Origin of the sequence: Paractinoplanes ovalisporus (assembly GCF_016834655.1) — a bacterium.
In the GTDB taxonomy this organism is placed as follows: domain Bacteria; phylum Actinomycetota; class Actinomycetes; order Mycobacteriales; family Micromonosporaceae; genus Actinoplanes; species Actinoplanes ovalisporus.
This window is the reverse complement of sequence record NZ_JAENHP010000018.1, coordinates 134357-159019: the sequence shown is the minus strand read 5'-3', so window position 1 is coordinate 159019 and position 24663 is coordinate 134357. Positions and strand designations below refer to the sequence as shown.

General features: G+C 70.5%; 26 protein-coding genes and 1 tRNA gene. 13 read left to right on the top strand and 14 right to left on the bottom strand.

Features of this window, described 5'->3' with window-relative positions:
* Positions 1-18 precede the first annotated feature (18 nt).
* From thrC to argS, 4 genes are all read right to left on the bottom strand, one after another.
* Positions 19-1068, bottom strand: coding sequence for a threonine synthase (thrC, locus tag JIG36_RS37685; RefSeq protein WP_203381222.1), 1050 nt, complete (start codon positions 1066-1068; stop codon positions 19-21).
* A gap of 86 nt (positions 1069-1154) precedes the next feature.
* Positions 1155-2474, bottom strand: a complete 1320-nt coding sequence (locus tag JIG36_RS37680) for a homoserine dehydrogenase (RefSeq protein WP_203381221.1) — start codon at positions 2472-2474, stop codon at positions 1155-1157.
* Positions 2471-3856 (bottom strand): diaminopimelate decarboxylase, encoded by a 1386-nt coding sequence (gene lysA / locus JIG36_RS37675; RefSeq protein WP_203381220.1) that lies wholly within the window; start codon positions 3854-3856, stop codon positions 2471-2473. Before lysA ends, JIG36_RS37680 begins: the two co-directional genes overlap by 4 nt.
* Positions 3857-3858: 2 nt before the next feature.
* Positions 3859-5523, bottom strand: a complete 1665-nt coding sequence (gene argS / locus JIG36_RS37670; protein WP_203381219.1) for an arginine--tRNA ligase — start codon at positions 5521-5523, stop codon at positions 3859-3861.
* Positions 5524-5608: 85 nt separating this feature from the next.
* Here argS and JIG36_RS37665 point away from each other — a divergent pair, with 85 nt between their 5' ends.
* From JIG36_RS37665 to JIG36_RS37655, 3 genes are all read left to right on the top strand, one after another.
* Complete coding sequence (locus JIG36_RS37665; protein ID WP_236049004.1) at positions 5609-6415, top strand: thioredoxin-like domain-containing protein; 807 nt, start codon at positions 5609-5611, stop codon at positions 6413-6415.
* A complete protein-coding gene (locus tag JIG36_RS37660; RefSeq protein ID WP_203381218.1) occupies positions 6415-7083 on the top strand; it encodes a DUF305 domain-containing protein in 669 nt (222 codons plus the stop codon). The genes JIG36_RS37665 and JIG36_RS37660 overlap by 1 nt, the downstream gene beginning before the upstream one ends.
* Positions 7084-7404: 321 nt before the next feature.
* Positions 7405-7476: transfer RNA gene (locus JIG36_RS37655), tRNA-Arg, on the top strand.
* A 294-nt stretch (positions 7477-7770) separates the two neighbouring features.
* Here JIG36_RS37655 and JIG36_RS37650 read toward each other — a convergent pair.
* Entirely contained in the window at positions 7771-8619 is an 849-nt protein-coding gene (locus JIG36_RS37650; RefSeq protein ID WP_203381217.1) for an oxidoreductase, read from the bottom strand.
* Positions 8620-8720: 101 nt separating this feature from the next.
* Here JIG36_RS37650 and JIG36_RS37645 point away from each other — a divergent pair, with 101 nt between their 5' ends.
* Positions 8721-9557: a helix-turn-helix domain-containing protein gene (locus JIG36_RS37645; protein ID WP_203381216.1), complete on the top strand. Its 837-nt coding sequence runs from the start codon at positions 8721-8723 to the stop codon at positions 9555-9557.
* A gap of 60 nt (positions 9558-9617) precedes the next feature.
* Here JIG36_RS37645 and JIG36_RS37640 read toward each other — a convergent pair whose 3' ends face one another.
* Positions 9618-9929, bottom strand: a complete 312-nt coding sequence (locus JIG36_RS37640; RefSeq protein WP_203381215.1) for a hypothetical protein — start codon at positions 9927-9929, stop codon at positions 9618-9620.
* Between the two features lie 178 nt (positions 9930-10107).
* Here JIG36_RS37640 and JIG36_RS37635 point away from each other — a divergent pair, with 178 nt between their 5' ends.
* Complete coding sequence (locus JIG36_RS37635; protein ID WP_203381214.1) at positions 10108-10557, top strand: helix-turn-helix transcriptional regulator; 450 nt, start codon at positions 10108-10110, stop codon at positions 10555-10557.
* 25 nt (positions 10558-10582) lie between these two features.
* Here the strand turns inward: JIG36_RS37635 and JIG36_RS37630 are convergent, their stop codons facing one another.
* A complete protein-coding gene (locus JIG36_RS37630; RefSeq protein WP_203381213.1) occupies positions 10583-12355 on the bottom strand; it encodes a serine/threonine-protein kinase in 1773 nt (590 codons plus the stop codon).
* A gap of 127 nt (positions 12356-12482) precedes the next feature.
* On the opposite strand from JIG36_RS37630, the gene JIG36_RS37625 reads away from it, so the two are divergent.
* Positions 12483-14249 carry a CocE/NonD family hydrolase gene (locus tag JIG36_RS37625; RefSeq protein WP_203381212.1) on the top strand — a complete coding sequence of 589 codons (1767 nt, stop codon included), beginning with the start codon at positions 12483-12485 and terminating at the stop codon, positions 14247-14249.
* A 41-nt stretch (positions 14250-14290) separates the two neighbouring features.
* On the opposite strand, the gene JIG36_RS37620 is transcribed toward JIG36_RS37625, so the two are convergent.
* The gene (locus JIG36_RS37620) at positions 14291-14647 is read right to left on the bottom strand and encodes a YybH family protein (RefSeq protein WP_203381211.1); all 357 of its coding nucleotides are present in this window, start codon (positions 14645-14647) and stop codon (positions 14291-14293) included.
* Positions 14648-14700: 53 nt separating this feature from the next.
* A complete protein-coding gene (locus tag JIG36_RS37615; protein ID WP_203381210.1) occupies positions 14701-15858 on the bottom strand; it encodes a serine hydrolase domain-containing protein in 1158 nt (385 codons plus the stop codon).
* Between the two features lie 67 nt (positions 15859-15925).
* Here JIG36_RS37615 and JIG36_RS37610 point away from each other — a divergent pair, with 67 nt between their 5' ends.
* Together JIG36_RS37610 and JIG36_RS37605 are read left to right on the top strand one after the other, a co-directional pair.
* Complete coding sequence (locus tag JIG36_RS37610; protein ID WP_203381209.1) at positions 15926-16399, top strand: hypothetical protein; 474 nt, start codon at positions 15926-15928, stop codon at positions 16397-16399.
* A 43-nt stretch (positions 16400-16442) separates the two neighbouring features.
* Positions 16443-16817 (top strand): VOC family protein, encoded by a 375-nt coding sequence (locus JIG36_RS37605; protein WP_203381208.1) that lies wholly within the window; start codon positions 16443-16445, stop codon positions 16815-16817.
* Here the strand turns inward: JIG36_RS37605 and JIG36_RS37600 are convergent.
* Entirely contained in the window at positions 16795-17151 is a 357-nt protein-coding gene (locus JIG36_RS37600) for a winged helix-turn-helix transcriptional regulator (protein ID WP_307873066.1), read from the bottom strand. The two genes, JIG36_RS37605 and JIG36_RS37600, sit on opposite strands and share 23 nt — an antisense overlap.
* Positions 17152-17213: 62 nt before the next feature.
* Between JIG36_RS37600 and JIG36_RS37595 the strand changes: the two genes are divergently transcribed.
* From JIG36_RS37595 to JIG36_RS37585, 3 genes are all read left to right on the top strand, one after another.
* Positions 17214-18014 carry an alpha/beta hydrolase gene (locus tag JIG36_RS37595; RefSeq protein ID WP_203381207.1) on the top strand — a complete coding sequence of 267 codons (801 nt, stop codon included), beginning with the start codon at positions 17214-17216 and terminating at the stop codon, positions 18012-18014.
* A 62-nt stretch (positions 18015-18076) separates the two neighbouring features.
* Positions 18077-18754: an acyl-CoA-like ligand-binding transcription factor gene (locus JIG36_RS53640; RefSeq protein WP_203381206.1), complete on the top strand. Its 678-nt coding sequence runs from the start codon at positions 18077-18079 to the stop codon at positions 18752-18754.
* Complete coding sequence (locus tag JIG36_RS37585) at positions 18751-20397, top strand: MDR family MFS transporter (protein WP_236049003.1); 1647 nt, start codon at positions 18751-18753, stop codon at positions 20395-20397. Before JIG36_RS53640 ends, JIG36_RS37585 begins: the two co-directional genes overlap by 4 nt.
* An 83-nt stretch (positions 20398-20480) precedes the next feature.
* Here JIG36_RS37585 and JIG36_RS37580 read toward each other — a convergent pair whose 3' ends face one another.
* A complete protein-coding gene (locus JIG36_RS37580) occupies positions 20481-20837 on the bottom strand; it encodes an STAS domain-containing protein (protein WP_127497678.1) in 357 nt (118 codons plus the stop codon).
* A gap of 380 nt (positions 20838-21217) precedes the next feature.
* On the opposite strand from JIG36_RS37580, the gene JIG36_RS37575 reads away from it, so the two are divergent.
* Complete coding sequence (locus tag JIG36_RS37575; RefSeq protein ID WP_307873065.1) at positions 21218-22129, top strand: AraC family transcriptional regulator; 912 nt, start codon at positions 21218-21220, stop codon at positions 22127-22129.
* Between the two features lie 76 nt (positions 22130-22205).
* Here JIG36_RS37575 and JIG36_RS37570 read toward each other — a convergent pair whose 3' ends face one another.
* Positions 22206-22571 carry a hypothetical protein gene (locus JIG36_RS37570; RefSeq protein ID WP_307873064.1) on the bottom strand — a complete coding sequence of 122 codons (366 nt, stop codon included), beginning with the start codon at positions 22569-22571 and terminating at the stop codon, positions 22206-22208.
* Positions 22572-22933: 362 nt separating this feature from the next.
* On the opposite strand from JIG36_RS37570, the gene JIG36_RS37565 reads away from it, so the two are divergent.
* Positions 22934-23224, top strand: coding sequence for a hypothetical protein (locus JIG36_RS37565; RefSeq protein ID WP_203381204.1), 291 nt, complete (start codon positions 22934-22936; stop codon positions 23222-23224).
* Between the two features lie 15 nt (positions 23225-23239).
* Here the strand turns inward: JIG36_RS37565 and JIG36_RS37560 are convergent, their stop codons facing one another.
* Both JIG36_RS37560 and sigK read right to left on the bottom strand, forming a co-directional pair.
* Positions 23240-23986, bottom strand: coding sequence for an anti-sigma factor (locus JIG36_RS37560; protein ID WP_203381203.1), 747 nt, complete (start codon positions 23984-23986; stop codon positions 23240-23242).
* The gene (gene sigK / locus JIG36_RS37555) at positions 23983-24603 is read right to left on the bottom strand and encodes an ECF RNA polymerase sigma factor SigK (protein ID WP_203381202.1); all 621 of its coding nucleotides are present in this window, start codon (positions 24601-24603) and stop codon (positions 23983-23985) included. Before sigK ends, JIG36_RS37560 begins: the two co-directional genes overlap by 4 nt.
* Between the last annotated feature and the right edge of the window lie 60 nt (positions 24604-24663).

Here is a 24663-nt window from a genome sequence, read left to right as displayed (position 1 = left end):
TTTTCCCACCCGGCCGGGTCAGGCCAGGCCCAGCTCGCGGGCCGCGATCAGCACGTCGTTCTGGATGGTGGTCGGCGACGGGGCGGTCGAGATCGCCCACTCCGGGTCCTTGAGGCCGTGCCCGGTGACCGTGCAGACGACGGTCGAGCCGGCCGGGATCTTGCCGTCGGCCGCCTGCTGCAGCAGACCGGCGACGCTGGCCGCGCTGCCGAGCTCGACGAACACGCCGACCTCGCGGGCCAGCAGCCGATAGGCGCTCAGGATCTCGCGGTCGGTGACGGCGGAGATCAGGCCGCCCGAGGCGTCCCGCGCGTCGAGCGCCTTGGTCCAGCTGGCCGGGTTGCCGATGCGGATGGCGGTGGCGATCGTGGAGGGCTCCTCGACGACCTTGCCGGTGACGATCGGCGCGGCCCCCGAGGCCTGGAAGCCGAACATGCGCGGCAGGCGGGTGCTGTTGCCCGCCTCCTTGTCCTCCTGATAGCCCATCCAGTAGGCCGAGATGTTGCCGGCGTTGCCCACGGGGAGGCAGTGGATGTCGGGCGCGTCGCCCAGCGCCTCGACGATCTCGAAGGAGGCCGTCTTCTGGCCGTGCAGCCGGAAGATGTTGACCGAGTTGACCAGCGAGACCGGGAAGTCCTGCGAGAGCTTCGAGGCGAGCGCCAGGCAGTCGTCGAAGTTGCCACTGACCTGCAGCAACTTCGCGCCGTGGACGAGGGCCTGGGCCAGCTTGCCCAGCGCGATCTTGCCCTGGGGCACGAGCACGGCACAGGTCACCCCGGCCCGGGCCGCATAGGCCGCGGCCGAGGCGCTGGTGTTGCCGGTGGACGCGCAGATGATCGCCTTGGCGCCCTCCTCGACCGCCTTGGACACGGCCATGGTCATGCCGCGGTCCTTGAACGAGCCGGTCGGGTTGGCCCCCTCGACCTTGAGGTAGACGTCGGCCCCGGTGCGCGCCGACAGCACCGGCGCCGGCACGAGCGGCGTGTTGCCCTCGTGCAGCGTGATCACCGGGGTCTTGTCGGTGACCGGCAGCCGGTCCCGATATGCCTCGATGAGTCCCCGATACATGGCACTTCTCCTCACGGTTCGACCTCGACGCCCAAGAGTGTCGCAGAATGCCGAATCTTGGGACGGAAGTTCACTCCTCGGGACGGTCAGGCGCCGCCCTCGACCCGCAGCACGCTCGCGATCGAGCGCACGATGTCCAGCCGCGACAGCTCCTCGACGGTGGCGGCCAGGTTCGCGTCGGGTGCGCCGTGCGTGACGATCACCAGCTTGGCGTCCTCGGCCCGGCCCGACTGGCGGACCGTCGCGATGGACACCTCGTGCTGCGCGAAGACACCGGCCACCGCGGCCAGCACGCCCGGGCGCTCGGCCACGTCGAGGCTGATGTGGTACCTCGTCACGGCCTCGCCGATCGGGCGTACGGGCAGGTGGGCATAGTTGCTCTCGCTCGGCGCGCGGGTGCCCGAGAGCCGGTTGCGCGCCGCCGCGACGATGTCGCCGAGCACCGCGCTGGCGGTCGGCGTGCCCCCGGCCCCACGGCCGTAGAACATGAGCTGCCCGGCCGCCTCGGCCTCGACGAACACGGCGTTGAAGGCGTCGCCGACCCCGGCCAGCGGGTGGCTCCGCGGGATCATCGCCGGGTGCACGCGGACGCTCACCGATTCCTGCCCGGACGAGTCGGGCCCGCGCTCGGCGATGCAGAGCAGCTTGATCGTGCAGCCCATCTCCTTGGCGCTGGCCATGTCGCCGGCGGTCACCCCGGTCATGCCCTCGCGGAACACGTCGGCCGCGGTGACCCGCGAGTGGAAGGCGAGCGAGGCCAGGATGGCCGCCTTGGCCGCGGCGTCGAAGCCCTCGACGTCGGCCGTGGGGTCGGCCTCGGCGTATCCGAGCTCGGTGGCCTCGTCGAGCGCCTCGCTGAACCCGGCGCCGGACGAATCCATCGACGAGAGGATGAAGTTGGTCGTGCCGTTCACGATGCCGGTGACCCGGGTGACGCGGTCGCCGTGCAGCGACTCACGCAGCGGGCGCAGCAGCGGGATGGCACCGGCCACGGCCGCCTCGTAGTAGAGGTCGGCGTTGCCCTCAGCGGCGGCGTCGTGCAGGGTCGCGCCGTCCTCGGCCAGCAGGGCCTTGTTCGCGGTGATGACGCTCCGGCCGGCCCGCAGCGCCTCGACCAGCCAGGTGCGGGCGGGCTCGATGCCGCCCACGACCTCGACCACCACGTCGACGTCGTCCCGCTTGACCAGGCCCAGGGCGTCGGTGGTGAACAGGCCCGGGTCGACCGGCAGGTCGCCGCGCTCGCGTCCGAGCCGCCGGACCGCGATCCCGACGATCTCGATCGGGGCGCCGATCCGGGCCGTCAGATCTTCGGCCTGGTCGTGCAGCAGGCGTACGACTTCCGACCCGACGGTGCCGCACCCCAGCAGGGCGAGGCGGACGGGCTTCTTCGGTTCACCCTGGGTCATCCAACATCCAATGCGAGCAGGTCGGCCTCGGTCTCCCGCCGCACGATCACGCGCGAGGCGCCATCGCGCACCGCCACCACGGGTGGCCGAGGCACGTGGTTGTAGTTGCTGGCCATGCTCCGGCAGTAGGCGCCGGTGCCGGGCACGGCGAGAAGATCTCCGGGCTGCACGTCGGCGGGCAGGAATTCATCCTTCACGACGATGTCCCCGGATTCACAATGCTTTCCCACCACGCGGGCCAGCAGCGGCTCGGCGGAACTGGCCCGGCCGGCCACCGTGGCCGAGTAGGAAGCGTCGTACAGCGCCGTACGGATGTTGTCGCTCATGCCGCCGTCGACACTGACGTACGTACGGATGCCGTCGACGTCCTTGACCGTGCCGACCTCGTAGAGCGTGAGGACCGCGGGCCCGACGATCGCCCGGCCCGGTTCGATCGAGAGACGCGGCTTGCGCAGCGACGCCAGCTCGCACTCCGACTCGACGATCTTGTGAAGCCGTTTAGCCAGGTCGCCCGGGGTGCTGGGGTCGTCCTGGGTGGTGTAGGCGATGCCGAAGCCGCCGCCCAGGTCGAGGTCTTCGAGCTCGACCCCGCGGGCGTCGCGGATCTGGGCCTGCAGCTCGAGCACGCGGCGGGCCGCGACCTCGAAGCCGCTGGTGTCGAAGATCTGCGACCCGATGTGCGAGTGCAGACCCTTCAGCTCGAGGACGCCCTCGTCCAGGATCTTGACCGCGGCCTGGAAAGCCGAACCGCCGGCCAGGGAGAACCCGAACTTCTGGTCCTCGTGGGCGGTCGCGATGAACTCGTGGGTGTGTGCTTCGACACCCACGGTGACGCGCACCAGGACATCCGGGCGCTTGTTCATCTTTTCCGACAGTTCGGTCAGCCGATCGATCTCGTCGAACGAGTCCACGATGATCCGGCCCACCCCGGCCTCGAGGGCCCGGCGCAGCTCGGAGATCGACTTGTTGTTGCCGTGGAACCCCATCCGCTCGGCCGGGAAGCCGGCCGCCAGCGCCACCGCGAGCTCGCCGCCCGAGCAGACGTCGAGGTGCAGGCCCTCCTCGTCGACGATCCGGACGACCGCCTTGCACAGGAACGACTTGCCCGCGTAATAGACGTCGCAGTCGGCGAACGCGGCCGCGAAGTCACGGCATCGGGCCCGCAGGTCGTCCTCGTCCAGCAGATAGGCCGGGGTGCCGTGCTCGGCCGCCAGGTCGGTGACGCTGACGCCGCCGATCTCCAGGTGGCCCGCCTCGGCGCGGCTCACGGTCCGCGGCCACAGCTGCGGCACCAGGGCGTTCACGTCCTCCGGCGTACGCAGCCAGGCGGGGCCCCGCTGTCCGAGGTCGCCGTGCAGCGCCCCGGCCTCATGAGCTCGCATCCCTACATCCTTTCGGGCGCCGAGACGCCGAGCAGGCCCAACCCGTTGGCAATCACCGTACGGGTGGCGTCGTTGAGCCAGAGCCGGGCCACGTTGACCTCGGTGACCGGGTCGTCACCCTGCGGCTTCACCCGGCACTCGCTGTAGAAACGGTGGTAGGCCCCGGCGACCTCTTCGAGATAGCGCGCGACGTGGTGCGGTTCGCGCAGCTGGGCCGAGCGGGCCACCACGTCGGGGTATTCGCCCAGCGTCTTGAGCAGCTCGTTCTCCTTCTCGTGGCCGAGCAGGTCGGGCCGGAAATCCGCCGCGTCGCCCCGGGCCATGCCGATCTCGGCCGCCTGCCGCGCCACGTTGAACGTGCGGGCCGCGACGTATTGCACGTAGTAGACCGGGTTGTCGTTGGTCGCCCGGGTCCAGACCGCGATGTCCAGGTTGATCGGCGAGTCGGACGAGTAGCGGGCCAGCGCGTAGCGCGTGGCGTCGACCCCGAGCGCGTCGACGAAGTCCTCCAGGGTCACCACCGTGCCGGCGCGCTTGCTCATCCGTACGGGCTCGCCGTCGCGCACCAGGTTGACCAGCTGGCCGATCAGGATCTCGAGGTTCTTCGACGGGTCGTCGCCGAAGCAGGCCGACATCGCCTTCATCCGGCCGATGTAACCGTGGTGGTCGGCGCCCAGCATGATCACGACCCGGTCGAAGCCGCGCTTGCGCTTGTCGAGGTAGTAGGCGCAGTCGGCTGCGAAGTAGGTCCAGTCGCCGTCCGACTTGCGGAGCACGCGGTCCTTGTCGTCGCCGAACTCGGTCGTCCGCAGCCAGGTCGCGCCGTCGGCCTCGAAGATGTGACCCTGCTCGCGCAGCCGGTCGAGCGCCTCCTGCAACTCACCCCGGTTGTGCAGGTCCTTCTCGTTGAAATAGGTGTCGAAATGCACACCGAACTCGGTCAGCGACTGCTTGATCTCGGCGAACATCAGCTCGACGCCGACCCGGCGGAACGTCTCGAGCGCCTCGGGCTCGCCCAGCTTCAGCACGTCGGGGGCCTCGGCCTGGACGGCGGTGGCGATCTCGGCGATGTATTCGCCGCCGTAGCCGTCCTCGGGGGCGGGCTCGCCCTTGGCGCTGGCGTAGAGAGACTTCGCGAACCGGTCGATCTGGGACCCGGCGTCGTTGAAGTAGTACTCCGTGCCGACCGTGGCGCCGGCCGCGCGCAGCAGCCGGGAGAGCGCATCACCGACCGCGGCCCACCGCACGCCGCCGATGTGCACCGGGCCGGTCGGGTTGGCCGAGACGAACTCGAGGTTGATCTTCTCGCCGGTCAGCGACCCGGTGTGCCCGTAGCTCTCGCCGGCCAGCACGATGTCACGGGCCAGCACGCCGGCCGCGGCCGCGTCGAGACGGATGTTCAGGAAGCCCGGCCCGGCGATCTCCACCGACTTGACCCCCGGCTGCCGACCCAGCTCCTCGGCGAGGGCGGCGGCCAGCTCGCGCGGCGGCACCCCGGCCTTTTTGCCCAGCTGCAGGGCCAGCGTGGAGGCGTAATCACCGTGCTCGGGGTTGCGGGGTCGCTCGACCGTCGTGGCCTCAGGCAGGGCCGAGGTGTCGAGCCCGCGGGTCTCGAACACGGCACGAGCAGCTGAGAGAACGGTGGCAGCAAGCTTGGCGGGAGTCACTCAGCCATGCTATCGGGGGTAGACTTCGTCGCTCGGCGGCCACCCGAGCCCCGCCCTCCTTCATCGAAAGAATCGACGAGGCACGATGAGCATGAGCACGCCGGGTCCCGAGCGGGTCCCGTCCTCCGTCAAGGTCTCCAAGACCTCCGGCCAGGGCAAGCCGCCCTCCTCTTCGTCCGGCTCCTCCGGCAAGAAGCCCGGCGCCAAGGGCCCGGCCGGCAAGGGTGGTGGCAAGGGCCGCAAGCCGGTCACCCCGGTCAAGGTCGCAGGCGGCCGCAACTGGGGGCCGATCGCGGTGGCCGGTGTGGTCGTCCTGGTCGCGGTCGGCATCATCGGCTACGGCGTCTTCGCGGCCGTGCAGGGCTCGCGGGACTGGCAGGACAAGGTCTCCGAGATCGCCGGCGTGGTCAACTACCGCAAGCAGAACAACGCGCAGATCAACGACACCTCGCACAAGCAGGGCACCCAGCAGTACGTGACGAGCCCGCCGGTCGGTGGCGCGCACAACGCGACCCCGCAGAACTGCTCGGGTGACGTCTACGACGCGCCGATCGCCAACGAGCACGCGGTGCACAGCCTCGAGCACGGCGCGGTCTGGATCACCTACAAGCAGGGTCTGGCGGCCGACCAGGTCAACGTGCTCAAGGGCAAGGTCGAAGGCCAGGACTACACGATGATGTCGCCGTACGCGGGCCTCGACAAGAACGTCTCGGTGCAGGTCTGGGGCTTCCAGTACAAGACCGACGACGTCAACGACCCCAAGATCGACGAGTTCATCAAGGACACCCGTCTGGTCTCCGCCCTCGAGCCCGGCATCTCGTGCTCCGGCGGCAACACCACGACCGGCCCGCTGCAGGCGGCCGGCAGCGACGGCACGGTCATGAACAAGTAATGACTGTCTCGACCGACCCCGGCGCGGCGGCCGACGCCGCCGCGCCGCACGACGGGGAAGAAACGGCCCGGCGCTCCCGCGGCCCGATCCTGGCCGTCCTGGCACTCGTTCTCGGGGTGGCCCTCGGCATCGGCATCGGCCTGTCGATCCCCCACTTCACCAAGCCCGGCGACGACTCGGTCGAGGCCGGCTTCCTGCGCGACATGTCGACCCACCACGCCCAGGCGGTGGAGATGTCGATGATCGCCCACCAGAAGTCCGACGACGCCGAGATCGTCTACGTGGCCAACGACATCGCGCTCACCCAGCACGGCCAGATCGGCTACATGCAGGCCTGGCTGCGCGACTGGGGCCTCAGCCCCACCGGCTCCGAGCCGGCGATGGCCTGGATGCCCAACTCGGCCGGCTCGATCGTCAACGGTCTCATGCCCGGCATGGCCACCCCCGAACAGCTCACCAAGCTGCGGGCGGCCAGCGGCAAGGAGCTCAACATCGAGTTCCTGACCCTGATGCGCCAGCACCACCTGGGCGGCATCCACATGGCCCAGGAAGCCGTGGAGCTGTCCGACAACAAAGACGTCGACTGGATCGCCGAAAGCATGGTCAAGTCCCAGCAGACCGAGCTGGGCCTGATCGACGACCTGCTCAAGAAGGTCCAGGCGAGCTGAGCCTCCGCACGACCTCCGTACGTCAGAAAGAGCCGGGCGCACCGCCCGGCTCTTTCTGTTTGCCGCGTGTGAAGCTGCCCCACCGAATTGCGGTGCGCCTTCGCCGGCGACGCCGGACCCTTCCGGAACGGCCAGATTCTGTTCGGCGAGACGCTGAATGCGCTGCCATTCCGCTCCGGCCCGATGAGACGAAGACCGCCCCGAGCGATGCCGGGCGGGGTCGGCCACCGCGGGGCGGCCCGGCCCCGTCGCGGATGCGCTCGGGGCCGGGCATACCGGTTGGCCCCACCAAGGACCCGCCTGCTAGTCTTTCCTCGCTGAGCCCCCGTAGCTCAGGGGATAGAGCGTCGCCCTCCGGAGGCGAAAGCGCAGGTTCGAATCCTGCCGGGGGCACGATCCAGGGAGCCCTCTGTCCGCGCTTACCGCGGACCGGAGGGCTCGTGCATTCCTTCCTGGGGCCCGAGCCCCAGACCCCACGCCGTGGGGGCAAGCCCCCCGGACCCCCCATCGAGTGGGGCGCGGTCGGCGCGGCGGTCACGGCGAACCCATTGCGTGGGGTGCGGTTGGAGCGACGGTCACGGTGAACCCATCGAGTGGGGCGCGGTTGGAGCGGCGGTCACGGCGGAAAACCATCGCGCGAGCGCGAAACTAGCGGCTGTCGTCGGCAACCCCGTCTGCGGGTGGGTGCTACTCGGCTTTTGTGGCTGGGGCGGTCGCGTTGTCTAGGCGGGACTTTGCCTCGGGGGGCAGCGTCAGAGAGGTGGCGGCCAGGTTCTCGCGTAGGTGGGACTGCGAGGACGTGCCTGGGATGGGTAGCAGGTTGGGGGAACGCTGCAGCAGCCACGCCAGGGCGGTCTGCTGAGGGGTTGCGTGGATTGAAGCTGCTACCTCGTTGAGGGTTGTGGACTGGAGAGGGGTCCAGCCGCCTAGGGGGAAGAACGGGACGTAGCCGATGCCGTCTGTTGCCAGGGCGTCGATGAGGTCGTCGTCGGTTCGTAGGGCCAGGTTGTACATGTTCTGGACGAAGACGATGGGGGCGATTGTGCGGGCCTCGGTTACCTGGGCGGCGGTGACGTTCGAGACGCCCAGGTGACGGATCAAGCCCTCCTTGCGTAGGGCGGCCAGCTCGGTGAACGGCTTGGCCAAGGAACCGGGGCCCGCTACGCGCAGGTTCACGGCGTCCAGGACCTCCAGGTTCAGGCGCTGGAGGTTGGCTTCTACCTGGGTGCGTAGGTCGTGGGGGGACGGGTCCCAGCTTCCGGTGGGGCCTCGGCGGAAGCCGACCTTGGTGACTATGCGTAGGTCGGAGGGGTAGGGGTGCAGTGCCTCGCGGATGAGCTCGTTGGTGATGTGGGGGCCGTAGTAGTCGCTGGTGTCGAGGTGCGTTACGCCCAGGTCGATTGCGGTTCGCAGCACCTGGATCGCGGCGGCGCGGTCTTGGGGCGGGCCGAAAGCGTTGGGCCCGGCCAGCTGCATGGCTCCGTAGCCGATGCGGCCCAGGGTCAGGTCCTCGGCGAGGGTGATCGAGTTCTGCATGTGTTCGAGTCTGTGACTGCCATGAGGGCGGCGGGAGCCAAGGCCGTTGGTGGCAAAACCTTTACCACCCACGGCCGGGCCGCTCGGTGGACCATGGGGTCATGAGTCACCTCGGTGCGCAGCTGCGGGCCTGGCGGGACAGGCTGGATCCGGCGGAGCTGGGGCTCGCGCACAACTCGCCGCGGCGGGTGGCTGGGCTGCGGCGGTCGGAGCTGGCGATGCTGGCCGGGATCTCGGTCGAATACGTGATCCGGCTGGAACAGGGCAAGACGACCACGCCGTCGGCCCAGGTCTGTTCGGCGCTGGCCCGCGCGTTGCAGCTGTCGGACGACGAACTGGCCCATCTGATGCGGCTCGCGGGACACGCCGCCGGCCCGGGGCGGGTGCCGCGGCTGATCCCGGCCGCCCTCTACCGGATCATGGAGCAGCTGGCCGCCAACCCGATCGGGATCTACGACGCGACCTGGCAGCTGCTGCACTGGAACCCGCTGTTCGCGGCTACCTTCGGTGACCCGAGCCGGCAGGGCGAGGCGGGCCGCAGTGCCCTGCTCGGCCAGTTCGAAGGGCGGCTGTCCCGGATCCGGCAGACCGACGACGAACGCGCCGAATTCGAGAAGTCCCTGGTCGCCGATCTGCGGGCGAGCACCGGCCGATATCCGGCCGACCCCGGGCTGACCAGCCTGGTGTCCCGGCTGCTGCGCGTCCCACGGTTCGAGGAACTGTGGAAGGTGCGCGCGGTCGCCGAGCACGAGACCGCGAGCAAAATCGTGGAGCATCCGCAGGTCGGCGACATCGCGATCGACGCCAACGTGCTGACCACCCAGGGCACCGACCTGCGGATGGTGGTCAGCACGCCACGGCCGGGCACCGACGCGCGCGGCAAACTCGACCTGGTCGCCGCGATCGGCATGCAGCAGATGTCGTCCCGCGAGGCGTGAAGGAACGCGGCACCGGAAGGAAAGGCGGCGGCCCACGCCGCCACCGATGCCTGGAACGCCCTACTCCGCGTAGCGGGTGGGCGGGAACGGGTTGTTCTCGGTGAGCGGCGCGGTCTCGCCCTCGGCCTCCTGGCGCGCGGTGACGCTCTCGATGTCCTGTTCGATGACGTCGGCGTCGGGGTCGTACGGCACCGGGTCGTCGGTGGCCGGCGGGACGTCCGAGGGGTTGTAGTCGGTCACGCCGGCGTCGGCGCGTTCCTCATCGGTGCGGCGAGCCAGCTCGTCGTCGTCGAGGTGTGCGGGGGCGCCGCCGTGGAATCGGCGGTCACGGTCGCCCTCGGCCGCCTCCGTGTTCACGTTTTCCCTAGTCATGTCGCTTCCCCTTCCCTCTGGGCTTCGTGCCCGGGGCTGTCCTACCCCGATGCCTCGGCCCGGTAACCGCAGCGTGCCACGGATCGCATCACGGTTCTTCCATCCAATGTGCACTCTCGCGGATTTCGGGGTAGTCGAGCCGCCCCAGGTGAGGTGGCTCCGCGGAGGGAACCGAACAATGGCACCCGCGAATACGACATTTGTCCTGCTACGCCTACCCGTCGACATCGCGGCCGGAATGGCCGCGTCCGTATCCGGACTGGAATTCCTCACTCCGTCCAAGCCGCCGGAGAAGACCGCGCTGCCGGCCGTCCTGCGCAAGGCGACCGCCTTCATCGAGGCGCATCCCGAGAGCCATCTGACCGTGGCCCAGATCGCGGCCGCGGCCGGCGTCGGCATCCGCGCGTTGCAGACCTCGTTCCGCCTGCACCTCGCGATCACGCCGATGACCTATCTGCGCCGCGTACGGCTCGATCATGTGCACCGGGAACTGCTGGCCGGCGACCCGCACGACGGCGTGACCGTGCAGGGTGTGGCCCGCCGCTGGGGCTTCGTCAACCTGGGCCGGTTCGCCGCCGACTACCGGACCGAGTACGGCGTGACACCCCGCGAGACGCTCCGGGTCTGAGGAACCCGAACAGCGCCGCGAGACGCTACAGAGGCAGCACCACGGGTGTCGGGGCGTCGCCGAAGCACGTCACCGCCATCCGGTACTTCGTTTTCGCCCCGTCGAACAGGACACGTGCCGTGAGCGCCGGCCCGGGTTCGATCGGCTGGGCGGTGAAGCCGTCGGCGGGCTCGAACCCGGTCAGCTGCGCCTTCCCGTCCTTGCAGACGGCGAACGCGGCACCGCCCGGCGACTCCAGCCTCTTGCCGGGCGGCGGCGCCGAGGGTGACGTCGAACCGTCACTCGACGTGCTGGGTTGGGGAGCACTGCTCACCCTGGGCGGGACCACGACCGATCCGGAGGGCACCACCGACGGCACCGGTCCACTTCCGACGATCGCGCCCGGTCCGGGCCGGTCGGTGGCCGCGGGGACGGTTCCGCCGGGTTGCGCTCCGGCCGAAGGCGAGACGGGCGCGCTGGTCACGGCGGGTGCGGCCGAGACCGTCGGGTCGGCCGCCTGCGGTCTGCCCGCCGCCTCCGGGTCGCCGGGCAGCAGCCAGGCCAGCAGCGCCGCCACGACCACGACCACGAGGCCACCACCGGCAACGACATATTTCCTCCGTACGCCGGAGAACCAGCCCCCGGCCGCAGCGGAGCGTCGCCGCGAGCCACGTGACGGACGGTCGCCACCGCCGTCCCGCATCGCACCGGCGTCGCGCCCTGACCCCGCAGCACCGTCGACCATCGTCGCCGGCCAGGCCGAGTTGTGCGCCCGGTCGTCGGCCCGCGCGCCGGCCATGTTCCCGCGCGAGGAGGGTGCCGTCGTCGGCCCTTCGTTCGGCCGAGTGGCGCCCGGCGACCCAGCCCGCGGAGAAGCGGGAGAAGCCGGCGCGGGGGCGGCGTTGCGGGGAGTCCCGACCGGCTGGGCCCCATAGCGGGGCGGCGCGACCGGCGGGGACGGCCGGGGCACGTGCAACGCCGTCGGCTCGAGGTCATCCCGTACGGAATCAATGGTCGCGGCCTCGGACGCGTCGCCCAGCGTGGCCGACACCTGGCTCGCGCTCGGCCGCTCGGCCGGATTCTTGAGCAGGCAGCGGTCGATCAGGTCGGCCACCGCCTCGGGCACCCCGGGCAGTTCCGGCAGCGGCTCGGGGTCGATGTGGACGTGCGCCTGCAGCATCTGGGTCGTGCTCTCGACGCTCCACGGCGACTCGTGCGCCAGAAGCCGGTAGAGCAGCACACCCAAGGCGTACACATCGGACGCCGGCTCGACCGCGTCGCCCGTGAGGCGTTCGGGCGCGAGGTAGGCGGGCGTGCCGACCAGCATGTCTTCGGGAGCGGCGGGACCGGCCGCGGCCGCGATGCCGAAGTCGACCACCTTCACCCCGGAGGGCGCGATCATGATGTTGGCCATCTTGATGTCGCGGTGGACCAGGCCGTCGTCGTGGGCGGCGGCGAGCGCGGCCGCGACCTCGCCACAGATGCGGAAGATCGTGCGCGGCGGCAGCGGCCCGGACGACACCCGCTGCTGCAGCGTCGGCCCGTTGACGAGTTCCATCACCACGTACGGAAGGTCGTCGGCCTCGCCGTAGTCGTAGACCTGGGCGATGTTCGGGTGCGACAGGGTCGCCGCGGAGCGGGCCTCGTCGCGGATGCGGGCACGCGACTGCGGATCACCGGCGTAGCGACCGGCGAGCACCTTGACCGCGACCGGACGGCCGAGCACTTCGTCGCGCGCACGCCACACGACGGCCATGCCCCCACTGCCGAGTTCGTTCAGCAATGTGTAGCGGCCGCCGAGTGCCTGCCGGACTTCCACCGTGGCAGTCTGCCAACCCGGCCGCGAATTCGCACATCCGAGTACGGTTCGAATCGCGCTCGCTTTCATATTCCGCGATGATCGTCGTTGGGTTTCTCCGCCCCGGAATAATTGATCAAGGAGCGTCATGGCCCATTCGATCCGGCAGCGGCTCGCGGACGCCGCGCTCTCCCGTCTGCTGCGCCAGGGACCGGCCGCGAACGACTACGTGCTGACAACCGCGCGTACCCCCATGCGCGACGGTGTGGTGCTGGTGGGCGACCATTTCGCCCCGGTCACCGCCCGGCCCCGGGGAACGGTGCTGATCCGGACCCCGTACGGGCGCGGCTTCCCGGCCTCGGCGCTCAACGGCCGGCTCTTCGCGGCGCGCGGTTACCACGTGATCATCCAGAGCGTGCGCGGCACGTTCGGGTCGGGCGGGCGGTTCCGGCCGATGGCCCAGGAGGCCGAGGACGGCCTCGACACCGTCGCCTGGCTGCGCGAACAGCCCTGGTTCGACGGGCGGCTGGCCACGCTGGGGGCGTCCTATCTGGGCTGGGCGCAGTGGGCGCTCCTGCAGGATCCACCGCCCGAGCTGCGTACGGCGGTGGTCTACGTCGGGCCGCACGACTTCCGCGAGGCCGTCTTCGGCACGGGCGCGTTCACGGTCGGCGACTTCCTGGGCTGGAGCGACATGATCGCCCGCCAGGAGGACGGTGGCCTGCTACGACGCCTCCTCAACGGGGCCTCGGCCGAGCGTCGGCTGCGTCCCGCGCTCGCGGGTGTCCCGCTGCCGGACGCGGCCGACCCCGTGCTGCGCGGGCGTGCTCCCTGGTACCGCGAGTGGCTCTCGCACCCCGACGGCGACGATCCGTGGTGGCTGCCGTACCGGGCCGGCGACGCTCTGACCAGCGTCTCCACCCCCGTGCTGATCATCAGCGGCTGGCAGGACCTCTTTCTCGAGCAGTCGCTTCAGCAGTACGACACCCTGAGCGCCCGCGGCGTCGACGTGGGCCTGACCGTCGGCCCGTGGACGCACCTGCAGCTGGGCCTGCAGGGCGCGATGACGCTGGCCCGCGAGAGTCTGGCCTGGCTCGACCAGCACATGGCCTCGGCGCCGGCCGCCCGGAAGTCACCCGTACGGGTGTTCCGCACCGGCGAGCGGCGCTGGCACGAACTCGCCTCCTGGCCGCCACCGGCCGCCCCCGCCGTCTTCCAGTTGCACGCCGACCGGACGCTGACGCTGGCCGCCTCCCCCGCCCCGACGCCGCCCGAATCTTCCGGCCTCGCCTCGACGCCCGCCGATCCCGCCCCGACGCCTCCCGACCCCTCCGGCCTCGCCACGACGCCCGCCGAGCCGCCGCAACCAGCCTCGGCGTCGCGGCCGTCGGAGGGCACGGTGCGTTTCCGGTACGACCCGGCCGACCCGACTCCGACCGTGGGCGGACGCACGCTGACCGGCTCGATGGGGGTCAAGGACAACCGCAAGCTGGAGGCCCGGTCCGACGTCCTGACCTTCACCACCGACCCGCTGCCGACGGCGGTCGACGTGATCGGTTCCCCCGTGCTCGACCTGGCCCTGGCCGTCGATCCGGCTCACGCGGACGTCTTCGTGCGCCTCTGCGACGTCGACCGGCGCGGCCGCTCCCGCAACTTCGCCGACCGGATGCTGCGGCTCGATCCCGCGATCCCGGCCGGTCAGGTGCAGAACCTGTCGCTCATGCTCGACCCGTGCTTCCACCGGCTCGCCGCCGGTCACCGCCTGCGTCTGCAGATCTCGGGCGGTTCGTTCCCGCGTTTCGCCCGCAACCTGGGCACGCCGGGCGATCCCGCGGAGGCCCACGACCTGAAACCGCAGGAGCACACCGTCCACTGTGCGGATTCCCGGCTCACCATCCCGGTCGCCGCAACCTGATCATCCGCGGGAATCAGTTGTCCGCGATCACCCTCCATTGATCAGGCGGGGTGTTTCATCCACCATTCGGTGAATTGGCGGGCCTGGCCCAGATTGTCGAGCCGCAGAACCCACAAATTGCTGTACGTGTCTTTCGGATAGGTCGTCTTCGCCTCGAGAATCGCGAGATCTTCGGTGACGATCAACGGATGCCACTCGAAGGTGGTGCTCCCCGGCTCGTCCTTGATCTTGAGCCATTGCTCGACGATCGCGTCGCGGCCGAGCCAGGGTTTCGCGTAGGGCTCGGTGAAGTAGGCCGCGTCCTCGGCGAAGAGGTCGGCGATGTCCCGCGGATCGTTGGACTCCCACGCCTTGCGGTAGTTGTCCACCCATGCCGTCACCGCGTCGAGACTGGTCATCGAGCCTCCCCAGGCCGGCCCCGCCCAGCCGTTGGCCGGGGCCCGGATCCACCTTACGGATTTTCCGCGTACGCGAGCTTGCCGAACTCGGTCAGCGCGCCGCTCCACAGCAGGTCGCTCACCTGGCTGAGCACGATGAAGATCAGGTCTTCGCGGGGGTCGGTGAACCAGTCGGTGCCGTAGCCGCCGGCCCAGCCATAGCGCCCGGGGCCGCTGACCTCGTCGGCCTCGATCGTGACGGCGAGGCCGTAGCCCCAGCCGGACCCGCCCAGGAAGAAGCCGCCGCTCCCGATCTGCTCGGCCGAGAGGTGGTTGGTGGTCATCGCGGCCACCGATTTCTCGGACATCAGCCGGGTGCCGCCGTGGACCCCGCCGCGCAGCAGCATGCGGGCGAAAGCCAGATAGTCGTCGGCGGTGGAGAGCAGCCCGGCCGACCCGCTCGGGAAGGACGGCGGCCTGGTCCAGCTCTCGGCCGGATCGCCCGTCGACCGTTCGCCGTTCAGATAGTGCGGCGGCACGTCGGCGATGCGCTCGGCCGGCAGCCAGAAACCGGTGCTGGTCATGCCGAGCGGGGCGAAGACGCGCTCGTGCAGCAGGTCACCCAGCGGCCGGCCGGTGACCCGGGTCAGCAGGGCGCCCAGCACCAGCGTGCCGGTGTTGTACATCCACTTCTCGCCCGGCTGGTGGATCAGCGGCAGCGAACCGAACCGTCTGATCCACTCGTCGGGGTCGAGCGTCGTGCGCGGCTCGGGCTCGGCCAGCCGCAGCTCGAGATCGCGCCAGGCGGTGACAACCGGATAGGGCGGGTCGACCTCACCCTCGGGCGACAGCACGTTGCCGAAGCCGAGGGTGAACGTCAGCAGATCTTCGACGGTCATGGGGCGTACGGGAGGAATGGTCTCGTCGAGCCCGGCGCCGGGACTGGTGAGCACCCGCTGACCGGCCAGCTCGGGCAGGAGGCGGGCGACCGGCTGCTCGAGGTCGAACACGTCGTCCTCGGCCAGCATCATGGTGACCGCGGCCATCACCGGCTTGGTCATCGAGGTGATGCGGAACGGGGTGTCGCGGCGCATCGGCCGGTCGCCGCCGAACTCGGTGACCCCGACCGTCTCGACCCGCACATCGTCACCGCGCGCCACCAGCGCCACGAGACCGGGAAACTCGCCGCGCTCGACCCGCGCGGCCATCGCCTGCTTGAGCTGACTCGACATGCGACCAGCCTGCCAGGCCCCTCCGACATTTTCCGTTCCTGTCGGTCGGGGCCATTAAGGTCTCGCCATGGAACAGAACTGGCGGCACCTGCCGGCCCCGGCCCGGCCCATCGCGGCCGCGGCGTCGGCGGCGGTGACCGCGGCCCAGGGGCACGACACCGACGCGCTCGACTCGGCCACCGCCGGCCTGGCCGCGCTCGACCCGGCGCAGACCGGCCTCGTCCTCGGCACCGCCACCCGCCTGCTGCTCGAGCAGGCCAACCCCGACGGGCTCGACAGCGACGCCGTGCGCGGGGTGCTCGAACACTGCGTCCGCTCGGCCGTCACGTGGCACCCCGACACCGACCCGCATGCGGTGCTCTACCTGCTCGCGGGCGCCCTCGGCGTGCTCGAGGAGGACGGCAGCACCCCGCCGCCCAAACCCGACGTGCTGGCCCGTCACGCGGCCCTGCTGCTGGCCGACCTGCTCGGCCCCCGCCCGCCGGAGCGGGTCATTACGGCCGCTTTGTCCGAAATTGAACGCACCCAGCTGAACGACTGAGTCGTTGAGTCCTCGCCGGCGTTGGACCGAAGGGGGCAGACGCATGACCACACGAACAGACCCGGGGCTGCTGCTGCGCCCGATGCTGCACGTCGACGACCTGGCCGCCTCGATCGCGTTCTACCGCCTGCTCGGCGGCGAGATCATCCACGGCGGTGAAGAGAGCGACTGGGTGCTCATGCAGCTCGGGACCGTCCAGATCGGCCTGCTGGTGCGACCGCCCGACCGCGACCGCGGCGAAGACACGGTCGAGCTCACGTTCGACGCGTCGATGCCCCTGTCCGAACTGGAGTCCCACCTGCACCGGGCCGGCTTCCCGGTCGACGACGTGGGCCACGACCGCGACTACGGCGACCAGCTCCACGTCCGTACGCCCGAGGGTCTGCTCCTGAAGATCAGCCGGCGGGAGCCGGCCTGACCGCGGGCTGAGCCGCCCACCGGCAGATCGCGGCCAGCGGCTCCTCGAGCGTGCGCCCGAGCGGCGTCAGATCGTACTCGACATGTTGCGGCGCGCTCTCCTTGAGCACGCGGCGTTCGACGAGACCGTCGGCCTCCATGCCCCGCAGCGTCTCGGTCAGCATCTTCTGTGTGATGCCGGGCACGCGCCGACGCAGCTCGGCCGGGCGGCGCGGGCCGGGCAGCAGCGAATAGACCAGCAGGACACGCCACTTCGCGGCCAGGCGTTCCAGGGCCTGCCGGGTGGCGCAGCTTTCCTCGAGCACATCGGGGACGACCAGATCCACGAGCAGCACCGCCTATGGGTACCCGGAAGTGCCTTCTGCCCTCCCGTCGCGTAGCAGCCTAGTGTCGCGGCGTGACCGAACGCGTGACTGTCCACAGCGAGGGCCTGGCCCTCTCCGGTGTCCTCCACCCCTCCCCCGGCCCGCGGGCGATCGTGCTCACCGGGCCCTTCACCGGCGTCAAGGAGCAGGTGACCGGCCTCTACGCCGAACGCTTCGCCGCCGAGGGGTTCACCACGCTCACCTTCGACCACCGCGGCTTCGGCGAGAGCGAGGGCCGGCCGCAGCACGAGGACAGTCAGGGCAAACTCGCCGACCTGCGAGCGGCGGTGAGCCTTCTCGACGGCCACGAGGTCGCGCTTGTCGGCATCTGCCTCGGCGGCGGCTACGCGATGCGGGCGGCGGCAACCGATCCGCGGGTGGTGGCGGTGGCGGGCATTGCCGGGGCCTACAACAGTCCGGCCTGGTTCGTGCGGCGGATGGGCCGGGAGGCGTACGGGAAAGCCCTGTCTCAGATGATCGAGAGGTATGACGATTTCCTGCCCGCGGTGGCCGCCGAGGGTGAGGCGGCGATGCCGGGCGAGGAACCGTGGGAGTACTACTCGCAGCACCCCGCGAACTGGACGAACCGGGTCACGCGGGGCTCGCTGCACAGCCTGATGACCCTGGACGTGCTCGGGGTGCGCCCGCTGCTGCCGCCGAGCCTGATCGTGCACGGGCGCCGCGACGACTACTGCTCGCCGGAGCTGGCCGAGCTGATGGCGGCCGACGAGACGGTCTGGCTGGACAGCGAACGCCACACGGACTTCTACGACCAGGAGGCGTACGTCTCTCAGGCCGTCACCGCGACGGCGGAGTTCCTGCGCCGCAGGTAACCCTGATCACTGCAGTCAATAAAAGTTTGCAGAGCCTGCAAGATTGGCCCTAGCCTGCGCTTGTGGCCACCACAGCACCGACCGCGCCCGGGCGGCGTGATCGGAAGAAACAGCAGACCCGGGCCGCGCTCACCGCTGCCGCATTGCGGCTGGTTGATGAGCGCGGCCGCGACCACGTCACCGTTGAGGAGATCGCCGAGGCGGCCGACGTGTCGCCGCGGACGTTCTTCAACTACTTCGCCACCAAGGACGACGCCCTGATCGGCGGCCCGCTGCCGGACGGTCCGTCCATCCACGACCGGCTGCTCGCGGTGCCGGCCGGGGTGCCGCTGGTGCGGGCGCTGCTCGAAGCCATGACGCCCGACATCGCCGACATCCAGGCCGAACGGGACGTCTGGCTGCTACGCCTCCGCGTGATCAAGAGCAACCCGTCGCTGCTGCCGATCCTGGTCGCCCGCGGGGAGTGCGCCGAGGAGGAGACGATCGCCGCCGTCGCCGCGCGTACGGGTCTGCCCGCCGACAGCATGTTTCCGCAGCTCGCCGCGACCACCGTGGGCGCCGCCTTCCGCACCTCGATGATGCGCTGGGCCACCGCCGACGAGGGCGTCGAGCTCATCGATCTCGTCCGCGAGGCCTTCGACCTCCTCGGCTCCGGCCTGACCGAGCCCTCCCCCGCCCACGACGAGGTCATCCCGACCGAGCCGTCACCAGCACCTACTCACGAGGAAGTCACCCGATGACACTCACCAGTCCGCCCGACGGCCCGGAGTCCGTCGTCGCCGACGACGCTGCCGCCCTGGCCGGCGCGCCGACGCCGGCGGAGGCGGTCGCCGACGACGCCACGCCCGGCCGGATGTCCCGCGGCGAGGTCGTCCAGGCGCTGTCCGGCCTGATGCTGGGCATGTTCGTGGCGATCCTCGCCTCGACCGTCGTCTCCAACGCGCTGCCCCGGATCATCGCCGACCTCAACGGCACCCAGTCGGTCTACACCTGGATCGTCACCGCCGAACTGCTCGCCATGACGGCCACCGTCCCGCTCTGGGGCAAACTGGCCGACATCTACAACAAGAAGCTGCTGGTCCAGCTCTCGCTGCTGCTGTTCGTGGCCGGCTCGCTGATCGCCGGCTTCACGCCCAACGTCGAGGTGCTCGTCGTCAGCCGCGTGGTGCAGGGCATCGGCGCCGGCGGCATGACCGCGCTGGCCACGATCGTTCTCGCCGCGATCATCCCGCCGCGCGAGATGGGCCGCTACGCCGGCATGTTCGGCGCCGTCTTCGGTGTCGCCACCATCGCCGGCCCGCTGATCGGCGGCGTCATGGTCGACACCTCGTGGCTGGGCTGGCGCTGGTGCTTCTTCATCGGCGTGCCCTTCTCGCTGGCGGCGATCGCCCTCCTGCAGAAGACCCTCCACCTTCCCTCCGTACGGCGGTCCGGTGTGAAGATCGACTGGCTGGGCGCCTTCCTCATCACGGCCGGGGTGAGCACGCTCCTGATCTGGTCGACGCTCGCTGGTCAGCACTTCGACTGGGCGTCCTGGGAGACGGTGGCGTTCGTGGCCGGCGGCGTGGTGCTGCTGGCGCTGGCGGTGTGGGTCGAGTCCCGCGCCGCGGAGCCCATCATCCCGCTCCGCATCTTCCGCAACCGCACCGTCACCCTGACCATCGTGGCCAGCGTGCTGGTCGGCGTGGCGATGTTCGGCGGCACGGTGTTCCTGTCGCAGTACTTCCAGGTTGCGCTCGGTAAGTCTCCGACCGTGGCCGGCCTCATGAGCCTGCCGATGATTTTCGGTCTTCTGGTCTCCTCGATTGTCGCCGGAGCGCTCATCACGAAGTTCGGTAAGTGGAAGATTTACCTGGTGGCGGGGGCTGTCATCATGACCGCCGGCATGCTGCTGCTGAGCACTATCGACGCCCGCACCAGCGTGCTGGTGCTCTCGGTGCACATGGCCGTGCTGGGCGTGGGCGTCGGCATGCTCATGCAGAACCTGGTGCTGGCCGCCCAGAACGACGTTCCGGCGGCCGAGCTGGGCGCCGCGACGTCGACCCTGACGTTCTTCCGCAGCATGGGCGGCGCGATCGGGGTGAGCGCCCTGGGCGCCGTGCTGGCGAGCCGGGTGACGTCGTTGTCGGCCGAGAAGTTCGGGGGCGCCGGGGCGGCGACCGGCGGCACGTCCGAGGTGCCCGACCTGAGCGCCCTGCCCCCGCAGGTCCTCGACGTGGTCAAGGACATCTACGGCACCGCCACGGCCGAGCTGTTCCTGATCGGAGCGCCGATCGCGTTCCTGGCCATCATCGCGGTGCTGTTCATCAAGGAGAAGCCGCTCTCCGACCTGAGCGGTGAGGAGCGGCGCGCCCGGGAGGAAGCGGCTCTGCAGGCGCACTGACGGGCGTCGCGCCCCCATGGACGAGCCGCGGTCACGCGCTCTTCATGGGGGCGTTGTGCTGCGGCGCCCGATAAGACCGCGGGTCAGGACGGGCGCAGGCCGACCGACGTGCGGGGTGACGGCGGCTCGGCGCAGCCCAGCAGGCCCACCAGGCCCGAGACCCAGAGCTGGCGATAGACCGTCGGGCTCGGGTGGCTCACCACGAGCTTGATGCCACTGGCGGCCGCGGTGTGGAAGCAGGCCACCAGGATGCCGATGCCGATGCTGTCGATCAGCATCACGCGTTGGAGATCGAGGCAGATCTTGCCCGGCGTGGAGCTGGTCAGCACGTCGTTGACGGCGTCCCGCATCACGTGAGCATTATCAAGATCAATTTCCCCGCTGGGAGCGATCTCGACGGTGCCATCAGCCAACTGGCGCGTGGTGATCGGCAGATACACGGCTGCCCTCTTCCTGGCGTCGAGCGGGCCGACGCCGACTTCCGCGGGAAGGACGCACCACTGGCCCTGAAAGGCCTTCATGGGCGTCGGACGCCTCGCCCGGGCGCCGCTCTCCGACCGCGTTCCTACAACAATCCGCTGGTCTGCAAGTTACGCCACGTAGGCGCGGAACGCCAGAGTAGTTCATATGGCCTGAATGTGCTGGAACGGTCAGCGCGTGGCGGGAACGTTGACGTTCCATGTGTCGGGGTCGAATACTCACGGTATGCGATGGGACACCTCTGGGCATGGTTGACGTCTTTCCGAGGCCGCCCCACGTGTGCCCCGACGCTCCGGACATAGTCCACTTCAGCGGGGTCGACATCGATGAGGCACGGTCTGTGCTAAATCGTTTCTACTACCCGGTAGCGGTCGGGATGCCCGATGCCGCCGGCGACTTCGAGCTCGGCGTCGGAGTGATCCAACTCGGACCCCTGACGGTCGGGCACCTGAGCTTCAACACCCCCGTGACCCTGCTCGTGGCCGAGCTCGACGCCTACCACGTGAGCATGCCGACCCAGGGGCACCTGCGCGCCCGCCACGCCGGCCGTGAGGTGGTCGTGGGCCCCTCGACGGGGGTCGTCTTCGGGCCGGGCAGCCCGGTCTACACCTCCCGCGAGGGCAACTGCGCCGAACTCGCCGTCAAGGTCGAGCGGAAAGCTCTCGAGGAGGAATTGTCTGGACTGTTGGGACACCCGATCGAGGGACCCCTCGACCTTCCCCCGGAGGTGGACCTTTCCACCGGCCCGGGGCAGAGCTGGCGCCGGCTGATCAGCCTTCTGTGTGACGAGCTCGAGTTCGAGACCAGCCTGTTCTACGAGCCGCTGATGGCCGAGCAGCTGCGCAGCACCGTGCTCAGCGGCCTGCTGCTCAGCCTCCCCCACCGCTATCACGACGAGCTGACCGGCCCGACCGTGACCGGCCCGCCGCGGGCGATCCGCCGCGTGGTCGACTCCATCCAGCACGAGCCGGAACGCGCGTTCACGGTGACCGACCTGGCCCGCGTCGCCAACATGAGCGTCCGGTCGCTGCAGGAGGGCTTCCGCCGGCACATGGGCATGGCCCCGATGACCTACCTCCAGCAGGTGCGCCTGGGCCGGGTGCACGAGGCATTGCGCCGGGCCGACCCAGCACGGGTGACGGTCGCGTCCGTGGCGCACCGGTGGGGCTTCGCACACCTGGGCCGGTTCGCGTCGGCGTACCGGGCCCGGTTCGGCGAATCCCCCTCGGAGACCCTGCGGTCGGCACGCTGAAGAGCGACCGGCGCACTGAGGTACGCCCGCTCATCGGGAGGGAACCCCCGACTCGTGCGCCGAGGGGAGCGAGCGCCTATTCGCCGGGGTCGCTGCGACGAGGCTGCGGAACCTCGTTCGGGGTGGGCCGGGTCGTCGTCAGGCCGAAGAGGTGACCGCGCGGCGGCACCCACTCACGCCACTGACCCAGCCGCGGGGGCACCGCGGCGAGGTCACCGTCACCGGCGCCGCGCTGGGTGCGCAGATAGGCCAGCACCCGGGCGGCGGACTGACCACCGTCCTCGGCCAGGTTCAGCAGCAGCCGGCGGGCGTCGTCGACTGCGGGGTCGGCCGGGTCGAGGCCCGGCACGTCCGCGGCGGGGCGGCGCAGCAGCGCGGCCAGGCCCGCGAGGGCCTGCAACACGTCGCACGCGTCCCGTTCCGCATCGGACAGGCTGGTCACGACCGCCCTCCCCGACTCTCGGTCATGCGTTTCCCCCTCACCACGCCCGCCCGGACGGGCCCGGCGCATCCCACCAGGCCCCCGAGAACGAGCGTCAAGGCGAAAATGTATTCGGCCCGCTACTAAGCGTCCATCCGTAACGCGCAGGTCCTGTCCAGTTAGCGCTCAGTTTGACCGGCCGACAGCATGATCGTCCCTTTCCGACCCCTCTTCCAGGCGCGAATCGAGAGTCCACCCCCGGTTCCGGGCGCGAGCCGACGGGCCCGGCCCCCGGTTCCAGGCGCGAATCGATGGGCCCGACCCCTGTTCCGGGCCCGAGCCGATGGGGTAGTACCGGAGGTGAGCCGAGCGATGGAGGAATCATGACCGACGAGATACGCCAGCCGTTGGAGGAGACGCCGGAAGTCGCGGACGCCGTCGAGGACGACGTCGCGGTCGAGGCCTTCATCACCGGGGGCGGCCCCGACAGCGACAACCCCGAGTTCCTCCAGCCCGGCGAGGAGCCCCCGGTGCGTACGGGAGCCGATCAGCCCTGGGACCCCGAAGACCTCGCCGTCGCCGAGGGCCGCGACCCCACGCCGGAGAACATCGAGCGCGCCCGCCAGGAACTCGAGCGGGACGGCGCGGCCGCCATCGAGCGCACCGTCCCCTGAGGATGGGGCCGGGCCTCAGGTGAGTTTGACGTCGGCCACCATCGGCGTCGTGGGAGCCGGGGACCCGTTCGGCGGTTCGATCGTCACTCCCACGTCGGTCGCCCCGGGCAGCCCGTCGACCACGACGAGTTCGGCCGTCTGGCCCTCGCGCAGCACACCCGCGTTCTGCGGATCGCCGCCGGGCCGGATCGTCCAGAGCTGGTAGACCCGGCCGGCCGGAGCGGCCTCACCGGCCAGCATCACCACGCCCGCGTTGTGCAGCTGCGAGGTGGCGACGGTGACCCGGCCCCCGGTCGACATCGCCTGCTCGCTGAGCTTGACGTCGGGCGCGGAGAGGATCGCCCGCACGCGGGCCTCGTTGAGACGGGCCGCCTCGGCGACCGCCCGTTCGTCGCGGACGCGCTGGTCCTGCACCACGAAGACCGCCGTGCCGGTGCCGGCCGCGGCGACCACCGCGGCCGCCACCGCGGTGAGCCGCCGCCACCGCGACGGCGTGCGGACCGGGGGCGCGGCGGGGGCGTCCGGAACGTTCGGCGGGAGCTGGCGGGTGCGGGAGACCTCGGCCATCACGTTCTCGCGCAACCAGGGCGGCGGCACCGACCAGGTGTCGTGGGCCAGCTGGGCCGTGGTCTCGCGCAGCTCGGTGACCTCGGTGCGGCAGCTGTCGCACTCGCGCAGGTGACGTTCGAACGACGCGCGCTCGATGTCGTCCACGGCGTCGAGCACATAGGCGCCGACCAGGGTGTGAATCTCGGTGGTCACGCCGAGGCCCCCGTTCCCATGCAGTCGCGCAGGCGGATCAGCCCGTCGCGCATCCTCGTCTTCACCGTCGGCAGCGGCGTGCCGAGCAGTTCGGCCACCCGCGGATACGAGTGGCCCTGGTAATAAGCCAACGTCACCGCCTGCCGTTGCAGTTCAGTCAGGCCGTCGAGACATCGGCGCACCTGCTGCCGTTCGAGCCGGCCCGAGACCTCGTCGGCCACCGCGTCGTACGGGGTGTCGACCGAGGCCACCCCGGCCCGGATCGTCCGGTCGGTCGCCGCCTGTTCGGAGCGCACCCGGTCGACCGCGCGCCGGTGCGCGATGGTGAAGATCCATGACGTGGCCGAGCCGCGCGCCGGGTCGAAGCGGACCGCCGTGCGCCACACCTCGACCAGCGCCTCCTGTGCGACCTCCTCGGCCTGGGCCGGATCGCGCAGCACCCGCCGGATCAGGCCGTAGACGCGGGGCGCGACCAGGTCGTAGAGCCGCCCGAACGCCTTCTCGTCGCCTCGAGCCACCTCGCGCAGCAGGTCACCAGCGTCGGCCGGGGGCGGTGCACCGCTGTCCGGGACCGCCGCCAGGTGTTCGGGGCGACGGCTTGCTCCGCGCTCCGCCATGGGTCCGCCTTTCGCCGTTGCAGCTATTCAAGCGCTGATTCGGCACGCCGGGGCGCCCGG

Coding starts and splice junctions, on each gene's coding strand:
- JIG36_RS37585 (WP_236049003.1), top strand. CDS start 18,751: ATGACACTCACCAGTCCGCCCGACGGCCCGGAGTCCGTCGTCGCCGAC.
- sigK (WP_203381202.1), bottom strand. CDS start 24,603: ATGGCGGAGCGCGGAGCAAGCCGTCGCCCCGAACACCTGGCGGCGGTC.
- JIG36_RS37640 (WP_203381215.1), bottom strand. CDS start 9,929: ATGACTAGGGAAAACGTGAACACGGAGGCGGCCGAGGGCGACCGTGAC.
- JIG36_RS37645 (WP_203381216.1), top strand. CDS start 8,721: ATGAGTCACCTCGGTGCGCAGCTGCGGGCCTGGCGGGACAGGCTGGAT.
- JIG36_RS37635 (WP_203381214.1), top strand. CDS start 10,108: ATGGCACCCGCGAATACGACATTTGTCCTGCTACGCCTACCCGTCGAC.
- JIG36_RS37665 (WP_236049004.1), top strand. CDS start 5,609: ATGAGCATGAGCACGCCGGGTCCCGAGCGGGTCCCGTCCTCCGTCAAG.
- JIG36_RS37605 (WP_203381208.1), top strand. CDS start 16,443: ATGACCACACGAACAGACCCGGGGCTGCTGCTGCGCCCGATGCTGCAC.
- thrC (WP_203381222.1), bottom strand. CDS start 1,068: ATGTATCGGGGACTCATCGAGGCATATCGGGACCGGCTGCCGGTCACC.
- JIG36_RS37615 (WP_203381210.1), bottom strand. CDS start 15,858: ATGTCGAGTCAGCTCAAGCAGGCGATGGCCGCGCGGGTCGAGCGCGGC.
- JIG36_RS37650 (WP_203381217.1), bottom strand. CDS start 8,619: ATGCAGAACTCGATCACCCTCGCCGAGGACCTGACCCTGGGCCGCATC.
- JIG36_RS37660 (WP_203381218.1), top strand. CDS start 6,415: ATGACTGTCTCGACCGACCCCGGCGCGGCGGCCGACGCCGCCGCGCCG.
- JIG36_RS37620 (WP_203381211.1), bottom strand. CDS start 14,647: ATGACCAGTCTCGACGCGGTGACGGCATGGGTGGACAACTACCGCAAG.
- JIG36_RS37610 (WP_203381209.1), top strand. CDS start 15,926: ATGGAACAGAACTGGCGGCACCTGCCGGCCCCGGCCCGGCCCATCGCG.
- JIG36_RS37565 (WP_203381204.1), top strand. CDS start 22,934: ATGACCGACGAGATACGCCAGCCGTTGGAGGAGACGCCGGAAGTCGCG.
- JIG36_RS37625 (WP_203381212.1), top strand. CDS start 12,483: ATGGCCCATTCGATCCGGCAGCGGCTCGCGGACGCCGCGCTCTCCCGT.
- lysA (WP_203381220.1), bottom strand. CDS start 3,856: ATGCGAGCTCATGAGGCCGGGGCGCTGCACGGCGACCTCGGACAGCGG.
- JIG36_RS37680 (WP_203381221.1), bottom strand. CDS start 2,474: ATGACCCAGGGTGAACCGAAGAAGCCCGTCCGCCTCGCCCTGCTGGGG.